Here is a 16,966-nt window from a genome sequence, read left to right as displayed (position 1 = left end):
CTAATAAAGTATTATCAGCCACAAATATAAAACACTTTTCTTAGTTTCTCTTACTCAACTCCCTAAAATCTTCACCTGTAGGATTCTGAAACACATGTAAATCAAATTCCGGAATAATGGCAAGAACATGATCGAAGACATCGGCCTGTACTCCTTCATAAGGTACCCAAGCTTTAATTGCAGAAAAGAAATAAAGTTCGAGAGGAATACCTTGCTCGGTAGGCTGCAACTGACGTACCATACAAGTAAGATCCTGATTCACCGTAGGCAGACTCTTCAAATAATTCGTCAGATAAGCCCGAAATACCCCTAAATTTGTCTGACGACGCCCATTCACTAAAATGGAATTGTCTATTCCATGTTCTTTATTATAATCCTCTATTACCTTTTCCGTCTCCTCAATGTAATCTTTCAATAACTGTATTTTCTTGTATTTAGCAAGCATTTCCGGGGTACAAAACTTCACGCTGTTCATATCGATTCTGATAGAACGTTTGATACGACGTCCTCCGGACTCTTGCATGCCGCGCCAATTCTGAAAAGAATCGCTGACAAGGGCATAAGGAGGAATGGTAGTAATAGTATTGTCCCAATTCCGTACCTTCACCGTATTCAAAGTCACTTCAATCACCGTACCATCAGCACCATATTTCGGCATTTGGATCCAATCGCCTACCCGTAACATATTATTAGCCGAGAGTTGAATACCGGAGACAAAGCCCATAATACTATCTTTAAATACCAACATCAAGACAGCAGCCGAAGCGCCCAGACCGGTAAGCAAAACCATCGGTGACTTATCAATCAAAATACTGACAATAATTATACCGCCAATAAAGAAAAGGATAACTTGCACCGTCTGCAACAAACCTTTCAGAGGACGGTCGCGAAACTGCTCTTTCTCACTATATACATGAAAAAGCGCAGTCAATAAAGAACTGATAAACTTCAGAAATACAGCAATGATATAAATCATGCAAATACGCTGTATGAAACTTAACAGCCCCAAATTGGATATCGCCAACGGCAACAATATATATAGCAAAATCGGCGCTACTAAATGACTGACATGAGTCAGCACTTTACGGTCGAAAACAATATCATCCCACGTCGCCTTGGTCTTTTTCACAAGTCTGGCAACAGCTGTCAGAATAATATGACGACAAATAGCATCTCCCAGAAAAGCAATTGCAAGAATTACAACTAAAATAATGCCACTCGTTAAATCATCAGCCCACGACTGACTAAATCCCCACGACAGGAGAATTTCATTAATAAAGCCTGTAACTTGTTCCATTAAACTGTTTTTCAGTTGCTGTTTTAATAAGGCAACAGCAAAACGCCTTGTTTATCATTCATCCTTTCTCAAGGAATTCTCTTACATCATCACGCAACCATTGATGAAGATACAGCGCTTTGTAAGCACTGTTTTTCTTCAGCATAATCTCCACATTTATCTGGCTGTTCTGATAACAAGTCAGTTCATTGCGGAATTGTTCATCATGTTCGGCCAATTTCTTTATTTCCTGTTCCCGCTCTCTGCGCAAAGCAGTACAAACCGGTATCAAAAGTTTCATTACCACATTATCCATAATATGATGCCCTTGAATATACAAATATGTGGTTTCCGGTACCAACCCCAACTTCTCAAGTTCAGTGCCCAAAGCATCCACCTGACTGATATAATACGGGAAACGCGTTTCCAGTTCAGACAATTTAGCCGACACCACCCTTTGCATGGCTTCCAAACTTCGTTCCGGATGCCGCAAGCTTACATCCATCAAACGAATATATGAATTAAAATCACTCATTGGAAAGGTATGCGTATCATGTTGCCGGTAAAACCATACATTCCATAGAAAAAGAGGATAAGCTATCTGAGAATACCTTCGCATGAAAGCTGCAAAATCAATCAAAGAGCGATCATTCAATGTGGCCTGTACACATACCTCATGCAAGCTCTCTGCAAAGCAATGATGATTCTCGATCGCATAGGTATAAGTCTGAAAGATATATTTGTTACGGTTTATTTTCCGAGAAATGGCAGTAGCACCCTGTAAGAGAAAATCATAGTCACTGTCTACACAAGCTATGAGACTTTTTCCCAGTTCAGCCGTATTTAATGTATTCATCAATACCATCTTCTTCCCTTTCGCCAAAGAAGTAGCCGAAGGAAGCATTACCTGAAAGTAACACTCGTCATTTTCAAACTCTTCAAACAGGGTACGCCAAAAAGGTACATCATCGTAACTCTCCACATAAGCTACAATCCTTCGGCGGGCTTTCTTGGAATACAGCCTGTTTGCAGCATTGAAGTAAGAAGATGTAAGATTGTCGCGTAAAGTTTGAGCCATAGAGACAGTTTATAATTTATGATTTATAGTTTATGGTTTATAGTTTATGATTTGGTTGCACCGCTTATTTTCACAACCTATCGAATGTTTATTCAGAACTTTCAACTCTCAACTTTCAACTTTCAACTAAATAAGACTTTCAACTAAATAGGTTTGTCAGCCATATTCGTTGTTATATCGCTCACCTCGGTCACTGCATCGAGCCACCCTTCCATTATAAGGGCAGGCGAATGGGTAGTAAGGATAATTTGTACGTTCGGATTCAATTCACGGATCATGGCAATAAGTTTTTGCTGCCATTCAATATGAAGTGATGCTTCCGGTTCGTCCATAAAAAGAACATAATGTTCATTATCCTGTACCAACACAGTCAGCAGGATAACAAGCATCTGCTTTTCACCGGAAGAAAGCTTGTAGGGCAATAACAACTCCCCATCCTGATAAAAAGCAATATCATTTCGCTTACGGTCTATTTTCTTCCGGGTATAACTGAAGAGTTCGTCTATCTGATCCTGAAAACGTTTCTTCGCCAATGATAAGCCGGCAGCTTCCTCCCGTCCCTTTTCCGTATTACCGGCCAGGAGTTCGATCATCTTATTTCCTATATTCACCTGATAGTCCAGATAGCGGCGCTGCAGAAGATAAAGTTGCCAGTCGAGTTCGGACTTTACATTCTTATCTGCCATCCGGGCTGTGAAATCACCCATAACCAAAGGACGGTCGTAACTGCGAATCACATCATAAGGGATATAAGTTGCCTCCGGATCATCAAAATAAATATGTACCCCCTGCTTTACACCATTCTTCATTTCACCGGATAGTTCTTCCAGGTAATTGACGGAACGGTTCAGAATCGTTGTTTTACCGACACCATTGATTCCGGAAAGGATATTCACGTCCGGACGCAAATCCCAAGCAATATTAAACCGCCCCCACAATCCGTCTATTTCAATGCGTCTGATATAATTGGCCTGTTTTTCCATGCTATTATTGCTTTATATCAAGGCAAATATAAACAATTCAAATGATAAATTGGTTACCTTTGCGGCAGTTTTCAATATAAGGTAACGAAAAGATGAATATCAACAAGAACGTACAAGGACATCTGTTTGCCCTAACTGCCAATGTAATGTGGGGTCTAATGGCTCCCATCGGTAAATTTGCTCTGCAAGAGTTTTCAGCCCTCTCTGTCACCACTTTTCGAATGGTAGGTGCGGCGGCCGCTTTCTGGATTCTATCCATTTTCTGTAAACAGGAGTATGTGAATCATAAGGATATGCTTAAAATATTTTTCGCGTCCTTATTTGCACTGGTTTTCAACCAGGGAGTTTTTATCTTCGGATTATCCCTCACCTCCCCCATCGACGCCTCTATCGTAACAACAACTTTGCCTATTATTACCATGATCGTGGCAGCCATCTATCTGAAAGAGCCGGTCACCAACAAGAAAGTTCTCGGTATCTTTGTCGGAGCGATGGGGGCATTGATATTAATATTGGGCAGCCAAACTTCCGGAAACGGAAACAGCAGTATCTGGGGAGACCTTCTCTGCCTGCTGGCACAGCTTAGTTTCTCAATCTATTTAACAGTTTTCAAAGGACTTACCCAACAATATTCGGCAATAACCATCAATAAATGGATGTTTATTTATGCATCGATGTGTTACATACCTTTCTCCTATCACGATGTGGCTGCTATCGAATGGAGCACCATTTCAACGCTTGCTATCTGGCAAGTCCTTTATGTCGTATTGGGAGGAAGCTTCATAGCTTATATCTGTGTGATGACTGCACAAAAATTACTTCGTCCTACAGTAGTGAGCATGTACAATTATGTACAACCTATCATCGCATCCATCGCTGCCGTAATCATGGGTATCGGAACCTTCGGCTGGCAAAAAGGAATAGCTATCGGACTCGTATTCTTGGGAGTATATATTGTGACCCAAAGCAAGTCGAGGGCGGACTTTGAGAAGGCGGGGAAAGAGGTGTGAATTAGTAATCAGTAGTAAGTAGTAAGTAGTAAGTAGCAAGTAGTAAGTAGTAAGTAGCAAGTAGTAAGTAGTAAGTAGTAAGTAGCAAGTAGTAAGTAGCAAGTAGCAAGTAGTAAGTAGCAAGTAGCAAGTAGTAAGTAGCTGGTAGTTAGAATCCTTTCGGATAACCACGTTGACACACTGCATAGATTCTAACTACTGACTACTTGCTACTGACTACTAATTCTCACCACTCTATAAACTTACCGCGTGCCTTTCTTTTTTTCAACTCTTCTTCCAGGCACTTTTGGCGGTCTTTAGCAATATAACGACGGGCAAAGATATTAGGAACAGCAACTCCCAATGCTATACAAAGAATGATAAGAGCGGAATTGATACCGTTGAAGAAAGCAACCGTCACCTCTCCTACAACCCCATGCATGTCAATAAAGCCAAGCAAGGAACGATACATCAATACACCGGGAATCATCGGGATAACCGAAGGAATGGTCAATACGTGATTGGGAACATGAAACCAATGTACAGCTTTAACAGCAATCAGGCTGACTACAAAACTTCCCATAAACGAACCTATTACCGGACCGAATCCCAACTCAAAATTCACAAAGTTACGGGTACATACGGCAATAATACCTCCTATAGCCACCACCCAAAGCAAACGACGCTGGATATTGAAAATCATGGAAAATCCCATAGCCGCAATAGCGGCAGCAATGGCATATACATAATAAGGATCATGGGGAATCATACTTAATTCACTGAATTTCTTGTCGATAGTCACGTCCTCCATAACACACAGACGGATAGCCAATACAATACCAAAAGCCATAGCCCCCACCATCATAACCGTATTAGCCGCACGGGTAATACCCACCAGCAAATAATTGTCTATCATATCGTCAACAAAATTTATCAACGGAACCCCCGGAACAATAAATAAGGCACAAGCTAAAAGCGGATGATAAGGAGTAGAAGACCATCCGGTAAATGAACTGGCATAAGCCAAACAAGTAGATACAAAAGCGGCAATCGCAATACTCATATATACATTAACACCAAACTCGATAAAACGGGCACGTACGCGAAAACCGACAAATGCAGAAATTGATGCTAAAAGAAAAGCCATCCAGTCACAGCCGAACAATTTGCAAAAGCCACCACATGCAAAACCGGCTCCCACCGCTACCAGATATGGAACATAATTACGAGGCGTGTGGGAAATTCTTTCCAACTCTTTCTCGTATTCATCCAAAGAATAGTCTTGTTCGATAGCACGCCACGACAATTTACTGATAGCAGAAATGGCCGTCATATTAATCCCATGCTTCTCACATTTCTGGAATTTAGAAAAAGAATGTGCTTCATCACTTACATTAACCATCAACATCGTATAGCTGACATCAATATGAAGCTTTTCTTCCGGTAGCCCCAAATAAGCAGCTACACGTTTCATATTCCTCACTACACGGTTTGTATCCGCCGCACTCTCCACCAGTAACTTACCTGTACGCAACAAAAGATCCAATTTACGTCGCAACAATAAAGTTTCTTCCTGCTCAATTATCTTATTATCCGTCATCTTGTAAATAGAAATAATTAATTTTCTTTGGGGGTGCAAAGGTACAATTTTCTTTTCAAATTAGAATCTAAATAATGTATCAATTGAATAATATGCCAATGGGTCAATATGCCAATGTGCCAATTTAGCATGCGGAATGATAACGCAGGTAATTGGCACATTGGCATATTGACCCATTGGCACATTATTATCTATTTCTTCAATTCATCAAAATAAGTATCAAGCAATGTTTTTGCAGCCACAAACGAGGTCAGATTCCCTCCTAACACCTGCTGTTCCTTCTCTGACAGCATAGATTCTATTTTGGCATTATGATAGAAACTGTCACGTAACTGTTCGTTAATGCTTTCATACATCCAATACTTACTTTGCTCATTACGACGATACTCAAAATAGCCGTTCTCTTTTACAAAATCGATGTACTGGTATATCATATCCCAAATCTCCTTTACGCCCAGATTGTAAAAGCCGGAATAGGTCAATACTTGAGGTGTCCAACCGGAATCGGGAGCAGGGAAAAGATGAAGAGCGTTACGAAACTGTGCCGCTGCCAGTTTGGCCTTGTCTATGTTGCTACCATCGGCTTTATTTATCACAATACCGTCCGCCATCTCCATGATACCACGTTTGATGCCTTGAAGTTCGTCACCCGTGCCGGCCAACTGAATCAGCAGAAAGAAATCCACCATAGAGTGTACAGCCGTTTCACTTTGCCCTACGCCTACTGTTTCTACAAAGATCTTATCGAAACCGGCCGCCTCACACAAAATAATCGTTTCACGGGTTTTACGGGCTACCCCTCCCAACGAACCGGCAGAGGGGCTTGGACGAATAAACGAATTGGGATGTACAGACAATTGCTCCATACGGGTTTTATCACCTAAGATACTCCCTTTGCTACGTTCACTACTCGGATCGATGGCCAATACAGCTAATTTTCCTCCTTTTTCGAGTACATGCAAACCGAACACATCGATTGAAGTGCTCTTACCGGCTCCCGGAACACCACTGATACCGACACGGATAGAGTTACCTGAATAAGGCAGACATTTCTCTATCACCTCCTGCGCCACAGCCTGATGTTCGGGACGCACACTTTCCACTAACGTTACTGCCCGACTGAGAATAGTTATATCACCTTTTACTATTCCCTCCACAAACTCGGCCACAGAAAGCTGTCGTTTTTTAGGTTTACGTTTCAAATAAGGATTTACCGATGAAGGCTGTTCAATACCTTTATTAACAACCAACCCTTTATACTCTTCGCTGTTTTCCGGATGTTCCATGATGGTGATATTTAAGTTATCGTTTTACGTTGATTTCCACTTTCGGCTGTGCCGGGTCATTGGTTATCATCAGTATACGCAGGTGATGCTTTTTCTTTCCTGTATTCTTTTTATGGATGGTTACCCGCAACTTAGTCGTTTCCCCCGGCTGAAGGACTGTCTTTTTCAGACTCACTCCTACCGAAGAATTAAATACCTGCAACTTACTTATCTGCAAAGGTGCTTTCCCTGCATTTGTAATAACAATATCATGAGAAGCTTTGTTCTTTTTCGCGAGACGGGCACTGAGATCGATATCTGTCTCAGACAGACGAATGGCAGGCGCATTTAAACTATCCTGTTCCGTCATTCCGGAGAAATCGGGAAGAAGAATGGCTGATACGGGAATCTCGTTTTCTTCGCTGACCTTATCACCGGCAAAGCGGGCCAGATAGACAGAAGCCTGCGTCAATCCCAAATCGGTCAATTGCTTGGTATCAAGGGTCAGCTTGACAGTCCCCCTCTTTCCCTTCAGAACCACATTCGGTTTCTTTTCCATTTTCAGATAAGGAGGCAGATGCATCAATACCGGTTCGTATGGACGATCGGACAGATTTACGACACTAAACGTAAGAGTCGGTTCTTCACCACGATGGGCATCCGGAAAGGCAAATTCGTTCCGGTCCAAACGAATGGAACCGATAGCATAAGGATGTGTCTTCGTAAAATCAGTAACTTCCTGCACTACCTCGCCTACAAATTTCAAATAGACAAGGCTGGGTTGTGCATTACTATAAATACCCACAGTTTTCTCAAAATGTCCGAGTGCCTTCGCATCAAAAGTAGCACTAACCGTTCCTTTCTCACCGGGAGCGATGGGCGTTTTCGTCCAACTGGCAACGGAACAGGCACAAGAAGTGGTAACATTGGTCAATACCAAAGGCTTGTCTCCGGTATTCGTAATGGTATACTCCACATTTACAGGATGTTTCCATTCTATCTGCCCGAAGTTATGTGTCTCTTTATTGGAAGAAAGACGAGGTTGGGCAATGACAGACAAAGTAATAATAAAAAGGGTAATTATAAAGGATATACTGCGTTTCATGCTCTACATATTATATTTGGAGCACAAATGTAGGAGTTTTCAATGAGAAAAGGAACGGATTGAAAGGATTATTAAGGGTAGATGGTAAAGAATGCCGGTTACATCCATCAAAAATGTAACCGGCACTGATTGGCACTTGATTCAAAATACAATTTGTCTATCCGGACAAATACAACCGGCCTTCAAGTGTAAATCATTTTATCGTCATTTTCATCGAAGCGGAGTGAGAAACATATTCGGGTGCATATGCACTTTGGATGGTTGCCAGTCCGGTTTCATACATTCCGGCACGACTGATACGATAGCTATATTCAAGAACATAAACACCTTTGCCCAATCCATCGAAGAAGAAATTGGTTGAAGCATCTTTGATATCGACATAATAACCGAAACCGTTGTTCCAGCGATAACCGGATAACGTACCGATAGGTTCGAAACAGGCGGCACGCTGGTCTTTCAATTGGATGAAATCCATCGGACGATCCAAACGGACCGTAAGGCGTGAAACGACTTTATCTCCTACAGCCAACTCCGTAGCGGCTGTTATCGGTTGTAGCTGACGAACATTATTCACCAAACGCTCCACATACAGTTTCTTCTCTACACTCAGTTCGTTACCTTGCTGTTTCACTTGATCGATATCTTCCTGATACTGTGCATAGACTGCTCCCCAGGCGATACCGGCATCCCGTTTTTCGACAGTTATCTTACGGGCATCCACCACTTTCTTGTCAGTGAAAGTCTTTTTAATGTAGCCCAATCCGGGAACAATCGTTTTGGCAGGAGCCAAAGTTTCCAATACCTCATTAGCAACAGTAATACGTACATCACCTTGATTATCGAGCAGATTGACACCACGTTGCAACAGGGCAAAAACCGCATTTACCGTAGTCACCGGAGAATCCCATGCCTGCGTTTGCTTCTGCTTCAAGAGCCAGAGTTTCATCTCTTCCACCGTAGAGGAGTCGCCGGATACAAGTTCAAGAGCTTCCATTACCGTGACATGGGCCGGGATCTGTAAACCGCCCCAAGTATAAGGATTCTCATTGAAAGCAAAGAACATTCCCTGTTCGTCCGTCTTTGTCAAGAACTCTTTCAAAGAAGCAATAAAATTCAATGCTTCCTGCTTCCTTCCGGCTTTATCCAGCACAATGGCGGCAAGTGCCTTATTAGTCATGGAACGGCTGGTCAGCGTCTCCCCTACTTTCGACAAGAAGTAATTGTAAGCGGTCTGATTATCGGCAAGCGGCATTTTTTCACCGGAAATAGCAACAAGGTAGAGATACTTCAACGCCTCATCGGAGAGCCCTTTTACCTTTTCTCCGTTTTTCTCTGCTTTACGGATATTCTTATACTCTTCCAACGCTTCTTTATTCAGAAAACTGAAAGCAGAACGCTGCATCGTCAAGGCATCCCCTTCCAGCGGTTTACCGGTAAGCAAAGCGAGACGGGCATTCAATTCGACAATAAAGTTCGTGATAAATCGACTACCGTTCATACCTTTATACCATGCCCACGAACCATCGGACTGCTGAAGCTCTTTTAACCGAGTCAAGGCAGCAATATTGTTATTACGAATGTTGTTCAGATCGAATAAAGTAGCGATGCGCTTTTTCTGTTCTTCTTCCGTCCGGGCCTCCATCACCCAAGGAGATTCAGACAACAAGATGTTCTTCACCTCCTGATTCTTTTGCAAATTACTGAGGAAAGTCTCCTTCGTTCCGCCTTGCAACTTCCAACTATCGAACACGGCTTTGATGCGTGGCTGTGAATTCATTATATAGGCAGCCAACGTATTCGCATAATAAGCGGCAGCCCAAGAGATGGCATTATTGTTCTCGGGCATACCCAACGATGGTAATGCCTGTATGGCGTACCAAGCCGGATTACCTGTAAACTCGATAGTCAGACGACGGTCGGTAGCCGATTTGCTGTGATTATTGAATAACTTATCGAGCGGGAAAGTACGTGTTTCTTCTCCGCGAACAGGCATGGCCACAGTCTCCACCAAATCCGCTTTATTGCTAAGTACGGGTAAGAGGTGCTGCTCGCCGTCACTGAACGAACCACCGTCGGCAATCATACGGCAACCCAATACATCGTATTTATCGGTAACAATAAAAAGGAAACTCACTCCCGTGCTACGTCCTGCTTCTACAGAGAACTTTTGTTTCTGCGTACTGATCACCTTTTCCGTCATCGGGTCAAAAAGAATAAAGCTAACCGTTCCGGAAATATTCTTTCCGGTAAGGTTTGCCACAGAAGCGGCTACAGAAGTTTTATCTCCCACGCGGACGAAACGCGGCAAGTTCGGAGTCAGCATAAAGTCCTTACTGGTCACAGCAGTAGCATCGATCATACCTGTCATCATTCCTTTGGTATGCGCATATCCCCGGAAATTCCAACGGGTAAGGCTCTGCGGCATGGTGAAAGAGAAAGAAACTTCCCCTTGCTCATTGGTACGAAGTTGCGGATAGAAGAAAGCGGTCTCGGCAAAATTGGTACGCAATTCTTCGGTAGCCCCAGGAAGGGTTTCTCCCGCTCCGGTATCCCTGTCGGCATCAGCCGTTTCGGCATATTCAACATCGGCTTTATCGCTGATGACGATAGACATACCCGCCTCGGCTTTCGCCATTCCGCGTACTTTTGCGCTTCCAACAACCGTTGCGTTCTGTCGATAATTACAAAGGGGTATCATTTCCTCTTCGAAAACCAGATTACTGACGTAATTGAATGGAAGCACGAAGTGGTCGTATGCCATCGGATCTACCTTCAGGCTCTTGGAAGGGAACCAATAATTATAAGAGTTCATTCCCCAATAACCATCCATCCAGCGTGTTCCGGGCACAGAAAGGTTGTATCCGATTCTCAGGCTCTGATTATTTTTCCATATCTTATCCAGCGAAGCGTCATACATGGTAGCCAACATTTCAGCTGCGGCCGGCATTCCTTGCGGGGTTTTGACAGTCAGCTTCCACTCTTCTTCCTGTCCCGGACGCAGTTTATCACGGAATACCTCCCATTTCATTGTCAATGTTTTATCCGGCAAGCGTTTCGTCATTCTTACCGTCTGCTGATTTACGGAACCATCCTTCACAAAGCAGAAAGTAGCGGAAAGCCCGTTGCCATACGATTCTTTATAAGGATATTCAAAACGCTCAATTGAATCGGACAAACGAAGCACCTTGCTTTCCAGCATCCGGTTACCACTGAACAGATTCATCATCACATACGCGTCTTTCTTGGAAGTTCCGAAATAGAACACAGCCGGATGAGCGGCATCAAACGAGGTATTTTCTGCATAATACCAGATCGCCTTGTCTACCGGAGGGCGCTTATCTTTGATCGAGAAGAGTATGACTTCCTCTTCGCCCGTCACTTCACGACCCTGATCATCTTTGGCAGACATAACCAACAGATATTCTCCCGACGGCACAGAAGTCCATCCCGGAAGAAGCGTCTCTTTATTGGAAACAAACGTACCCGTATAAGCCGGAGTGCCTTTCATCACCTCTTCGGACTTCGCACCACCGACTACGGGATAAAGTTTGTAGTTACCCTCTACACTAACGGGCTGGCCATCAAGATTGGTAGCTTTAAAAGTCAGCTTGATGGAGTCTTCCTTGCAAACAGGATTCTGTATCTCGGCTCCCAGTAGCATTGAACGGTTTCCGACTCCTAAACTGTAAGTGGAAGCCTGCGTCTCTCCCGCCACATTCGTAACCGTCGCTTGAATCTGGAAAACATAATATCCCATATCGAACCCTTTATCACCACTCAAGGATACCGGAATCGTGAATTGTCCGTCTTCATTCAGTGAAACGGTGCCCGATGCAATAGGTTCAGCGCCCAACTGCGCTCCTTGCCAGCCAAAACGCATAAAACGGGTAACTGTATAATTCAAAGGCAAATCCTGCAATGACACACCACTAAAGGTGGCTACCGTTCCTTTCACATCGATTTTATCACCCAAGCTATACGACCCGGTCATCTTATCAAAAGTTATATCGAAAGTAGGTCGCTTATACTCTTCCACGCGGATAGTGGTCATTCCTTCATCGGTAGTTAGTGTGAACGTACCGTTCAAGCAAACGGACGGCAAAGTGAATTCCGTAGCAAAGGAACCGAACTCATTGGTACGAAGCTCTTTCTTTCCAACCTCCTGCCGATTGGCATCGGTAAACGTCAACGTATAAGTGCGATTGACAATGACATTAGCTGTATCCAGTTCCTGCTCATAAGCAATACCTTTCACATATACGGTTTGCCCCGGTCGATAAAGAGAACGGTCCGTCAGAAGTTTCACCGAATTCACCGGTTTCTTATCCGTGTAGTAATTATAACTACCGCCATAAATACCTTGCAAGGGCATTGCGGTATCATCGCCTTTGGTAGCGACTAAATAGCGGTATTCACGTTTATAGGGGAATGTTGCCTTTCCTTCGGAATCAGTAGTAAACTCCGTCAATTTCTTTTCATCGTTTGTATAAAGAGTGACAACGGCACCTTCCACAGGCTGTCCGCTCATACAGTCGAGGACAACCACTTCGTATTGGTCTCCCGGCAAACGAAGTGTCAATACCTTAAAACGGGTAACACTCAGCTTGCTTTCACTATTTTCCCGTGCCTTGGCATCGGGTACGATACGCATCACATATTCTCCGATTGCCGGAGCTTTCAACGTAAATACAGTATCCTGATTCTGATAATTCTGAGGACGCAATAAAGAATAATGCTGTTCGGCCACCCGCTTTTTCGATTGGTATAATTGCACCGTAAAACCATCTATATTCTTATGGTTCACCATCAACTTCATATCAGTATCCGGATAAACAACCTGGTCGGCACGTACATACAAAGCCGGATTCAAAATCTCCTGTTTCAAATTCTTTAAGGCATTGATGCGTTTATAGTCCGGATAAAGCCTGATAGCCTCATCACAAATCTGCAAAGCCATCACCTGTTGCTGTTTTTCCACAGCATAGCGGGCTTTGGCCAGATAAACCTCAGCACAGACATCATGCGATTTAAAATCAGCTTTCAGTTTATCGAGGCCGGCCAGATAAGGATCTTGAGTCAACCCGATTAAATTCTGTGGTGCCCGATAAGGCACAAAGGTAGGATCCGAATTCCGTTTCCAGTTCAGATAATCGAGTTTGCAGAGCACATAACCATCATCCATACCGGCTTTTTCATAAGCATCGAGCATACCTAAATAAACGTTTTCAACCGATGTCTGTACAACAGAATCTTTATCCAATCCCATTACATTGTTCAAAGCATCCACCCCTCTGCTACCCAGCAAATGAAGCATATCATGATGATAGTATTCACTGGTATCTCCGAGTTTCACAAAAGGAATATAAATGCGCGAAGAGGTATTCAACAGCAATCCCGTATCCTGCAAAGAACCGGCTGTATATTTCATCACCTGTTGCACGAACATATTACTGCTCCATTCCCGTATATCGGAGGAGGGAGCTTCGTCTACAATATTCGTCCGCTGACGAATCTGCCAGCGATTGCTGGATGCATAATCTGCATAAATACCGGCTATCAGGGAATTCAAAACAGCACGGTCCATCGGTTTATCCGTTGTTTCCGCCCACTGTTCCAAACCTTTCAAACTTACATAAAAGCTATCGGGAGTCAACGTTTCGCGGTATTTCATCCGCCACGTATACGCCTTCAACATCTGTGGAGAGTTTCTCTCTGTTTCCGCTTTTTTATAAATTCGATCTGTCAGTTGGATCACTGTTTGTGGCAAACTCTTCTGTTCAGCCTGCTCCACCTGTTTCCATAACTTGTCAAATGTTTGAGCTTTTGCCCAAGGTGCTATCCCTAAAGAGAGCAATACCATCATACAAATCTGCTTTATTCTCATACGTTCAAAGTTTAAGTCCTTTTATATTAAGAACAAAGAAAGAGAATAAAGTTTAAAGAAAAGCATTTTTTAGCTTAAATTTAATGACCTGTATACTATAAACACACGATTTTTCAAAATCATATCTGCCCCTAAATCCTAATAGGTTCAAACTATCACCTCATTTTAGTTCAATATGAATAAAAAGAACTTTCACATTTAGTAAAGACCAAACTACTGTCTTAACCGCCAGTTTACCATATTCTCCAAGCTTCAAGAACTCTATATATCGTCTGTATTTATCTGATAATCATCATCTATTAAAACGTGGTTATAATTTCTTAACATACACTGTTCCAAATTATAATCGTTCGTCTTATAGAGTTCTTCAATTCTTAAATCACCGGTCAGTCTTTTTTCTATGACATTTTCAAATTTTAAAATATCACAAAAATTATTCCTTATATATCCTTTACTAAATATGAGACAGATATATTTTATCTGCTGTGTATACTCAGAAGTTAAATCCTCTTCCCAACCAAAAGGTATATGGATGACTTGCACACACCAGTATAAGAATCCCTAAATAAAAACTTTTTACTTTATTTTTATTCATTCCACAATTCGTCAAACTTCTCCTTTTTAAAAACCTTCTGTAGTCTTTCATTTGCCATAACATGTTTACGGATCGCATCCAACACATCTGTCTCTCTCACTTTAAGCGTAATGTGCACAGTATATCTACCGTCTTTCTCTTTCACCGGAATTTCTTCCGCAATAGCTATATTCTTTAGAATAACTTGAGCAGCTATTTTACTTTCATTGATAAATTCCTCTTTCAATACATCATTTCCCAAATCTTCCGTCAGATAAGATTGGCTGACACTGGTTATTTTTCCATTGATCTGAGTAGCCAATTCACCTTTGGTGTTGAGTAATGCTTTCTGTTTGGCAATCATCAAAGATGCCGAAGTAGCACATTGATGTGCTACGAAAAAGCCCTCTTCCTGGTCTTGCGCTTGCAACGATAGACATAAGAAAAGAGCTAATAATAAAGGACCTACATATTTCATTTTCTTAATGATTATCTATTATTAAATCGACTATGCTGATCTGCAAGTCTTTTTTCCGTATCCTATTGGCTTGTAACCACTGAACAAACTGTTGTGAAGTCACCGACGGTAATTCGCTATATCCTTTCGGTAACTCAGGATGGGAAATACCTTCGTCATCAGCCGATGAAAAGAAAAAATCTTTTGTAAACGGAGTTTCCGAAAAAAGATAGTAAATGCGAATGACATCGTATTTTTGATCTGTAATCAATTCCAGTTCATCAATATTCTCTTTTGGAAATCCGGAAGGTTCCGATATATCAAAGAATGAGTACCATTGATTTGCTTTGACAGATACGTCGTCCACATTATCATAAGCATAATAAGGCAACATGCGTTGGGCTTTTTCCCCATTATCCATAAAAAGAGCCAAATGACCGGATTTCGAACTACGGAATTGCGTAATGAACAAATCTCCTTGATGAAATACAGAATCCTGTCCTGCAATGAGTTCACTGCCATTCAAACCGATTTTCTGCTCTACTACGACATTCTTTTTATCATTCAGTATTTTAAATTCAAAGCGGGGTAATATCTGATGAAGCTGTTTTGCATAACCATTTACCGCACAAGTCCATTCCACAGCAGGTATCTTCTTTTTAAAATTACCTTTCCGGTCCGCCCCTAATATTTCCGTTTTCCGAGAAGTGAAAACGGGTTCTGTTTTATCACTACACCAGACTCCCTGAGCAAACTGGGATTTCATATCCACAAAATGTTCATAATGTTGCAACTCACTTTCGTAAGTCTTCATAAAATTTCCATAGACAATAGATGTGCCAAACTGATTTTCAATTGCCGTTTGTTGAGCCAGACGGAGCAATTCCTGGTGCTCCAGTTTTTCTTCTTGCGGTAATTTTATAGAAGCTTCTCCTGATACTTCAATCCATTCTGCCGGTGGAGTGCCCTGAAAGACCTGGGCACTCACCGGTGAATAAATATATTGAATCCATGACAATATCAATAAAACAGCCGTTTTCTTCATTACTTGAATATTTAATTAGTAAACACTCAATTTAGAGTTTTTCTTAAACAGCCGGTTACCTCCAAAACGCCATCCCATAGAGACAAAACCACTGCCGGCTTTCTTCTCGCCATCACTTTTATAACCATAAAAAGTGGAGAACAAACCACGATACCCAAAACCGATTCGGAAATTACGAAATTCAATACCAGCCTCTGTTGTACCTCCTACTTTGAAACGGCATCCTCCCTCTTCTCCTTCGTAACCGCTATAATAAGGATCATCTATAAACAAAGCATTAAACGTTACCCCAGCATTAGCATATACACGTATATGATTATTAATCAGATATTTTACTTCACCGACCAATGGAATCCCCACACCTTGTCCCCATATAGATTCACCATAATAATAACTCTCCGATTCTTCATTCAAAGGTAACTCTTCATAATGAGCATAATAAACTCCACTTTTTATTGAAAGCGGCAGATAGAGTGGCATTATATGCCGTGGAAGTACGTATTCAAAAGAAAAACCGGCATGTGCTGTAGGCATATAAGTGCCTTCATCATCGTAATAGCGGGTTGAGTAAAAATAGGATTTAGGCATTCCACACGACCAATCTATCCCCATCCTAAATTGTGCCGAAATGGGCTGCAACACACAAAACAACAATCCTATAATTCCGATTATTTTATTTATATTTTTCATTGTTATTCTTATTATTGTAA

11 protein-coding genes are annotated in these 16,966 nt (G+C 42.0%); 1 reads left to right on the top strand and 10 read right to left on the bottom strand.

Going from position 1 to position 16,966, the window contains the following annotated elements:
• Positions 1-40: 40 nt before the first annotated feature.
• From RB604_RS08175 to RB604_RS08165, 3 genes are all read right to left on the bottom strand, one after another.
• Positions 41-1,297: a mechanosensitive ion channel family protein gene (locus RB604_RS08175; protein WP_007478717.1), complete on the bottom strand. Its 1,257-nt coding sequence runs from the start codon at positions 1,295-1,297 to the stop codon at positions 41-43.
• A gap of 58 nt (positions 1,298-1,355) precedes the next feature.
• Positions 1,356-2,354, bottom strand: coding sequence for a DUF4435 domain-containing protein (locus tag RB604_RS08170; RefSeq protein WP_007478718.1), 999 nt, complete (start codon positions 2,352-2,354; stop codon positions 1,356-1,358).
• A 143-nt stretch (positions 2,355-2,497) separates the two neighbouring features.
• On the bottom strand, positions 2,498-3,337 hold the full coding sequence (locus tag RB604_RS08165) for an AAA family ATPase (protein ID WP_005925736.1): 840 nt from the start codon (positions 3,335-3,337) through the stop codon (positions 2,498-2,500).
• A 92-nt stretch (positions 3,338-3,429) separates the two neighbouring features.
• Between RB604_RS08165 and RB604_RS08160 the strand changes: the two genes are divergently transcribed.
• Entirely contained in the window at positions 3,430-4,347 is a 918-nt protein-coding gene (locus RB604_RS08160) for a DMT family transporter (protein WP_005925739.1), read from the top strand.
• Positions 4,348-4,573: 226 nt separating this feature from the next.
• Here the strand turns inward: RB604_RS08160 and RB604_RS08155 are convergent, their stop codons facing one another.
• The 7 genes from RB604_RS08155 to RB604_RS08125 form a co-directional block, all read right to left on the bottom strand.
• Positions 4,574-5,926 (bottom strand): threonine/serine exporter family protein, encoded by a 1,353-nt coding sequence (locus tag RB604_RS08155; protein WP_007478719.1) that lies wholly within the window; start codon positions 5,924-5,926, stop codon positions 4,574-4,576.
• 191 nt (positions 5,927-6,117) lie between these two features.
• A complete protein-coding gene (gene meaB / locus RB604_RS08150) occupies positions 6,118-7,212 on the bottom strand; it encodes a methylmalonyl Co-A mutase-associated GTPase MeaB (RefSeq protein WP_005925745.1) in 1,095 nt (364 codons plus the stop codon).
• Positions 7,213-7,228: 16 nt separating this feature from the next.
• Entirely contained in the window at positions 7,229-8,296 is a 1,068-nt protein-coding gene (locus RB604_RS08145; protein WP_005925747.1) for a DUF1573 domain-containing protein, read from the bottom strand.
• A 193-nt stretch (positions 8,297-8,489) separates the two neighbouring features.
• Complete coding sequence (locus RB604_RS08140) at positions 8,490-14,180, bottom strand: alpha-2-macroglobulin family protein (protein ID WP_007478721.1); 5,691 nt, start codon at positions 14,178-14,180, stop codon at positions 8,490-8,492.
• A 587-nt stretch (positions 14,181-14,767) separates the two neighbouring features.
• The gene (locus RB604_RS08135) at positions 14,768-15,232 is read right to left on the bottom strand and encodes a hypothetical protein (protein ID WP_007478723.1); all 465 of its coding nucleotides are present in this window, start codon (positions 15,230-15,232) and stop codon (positions 14,768-14,770) included.
• 4 nt (positions 15,233-15,236) lie between these two features.
• A complete protein-coding gene (locus tag RB604_RS08130; RefSeq protein ID WP_007478724.1) occupies positions 15,237-16,256 on the bottom strand; it encodes a hypothetical protein in 1,020 nt (339 codons plus the stop codon).
• Between the two features lie 15 nt (positions 16,257-16,271).
• On the bottom strand, positions 16,272-16,946 hold the full coding sequence (locus RB604_RS08125) for a hypothetical protein (RefSeq protein ID WP_005925758.1): 675 nt from the start codon (positions 16,944-16,946) through the stop codon (positions 16,272-16,274).
• Positions 16,947-16,966 lie beyond the last annotated feature (20 nt).

The organism is Bacteroides salyersiae (assembly GCF_031172035.1).
Taxonomy (GTDB): domain Bacteria; phylum Bacteroidota; class Bacteroidia; order Bacteroidales; family Bacteroidaceae; genus Bacteroides; species Bacteroides salyersiae.
The sequence above is the reverse complement of the archived record's forward strand: the minus strand, read 5'-3'. Positions and strand labels throughout refer to the sequence as shown.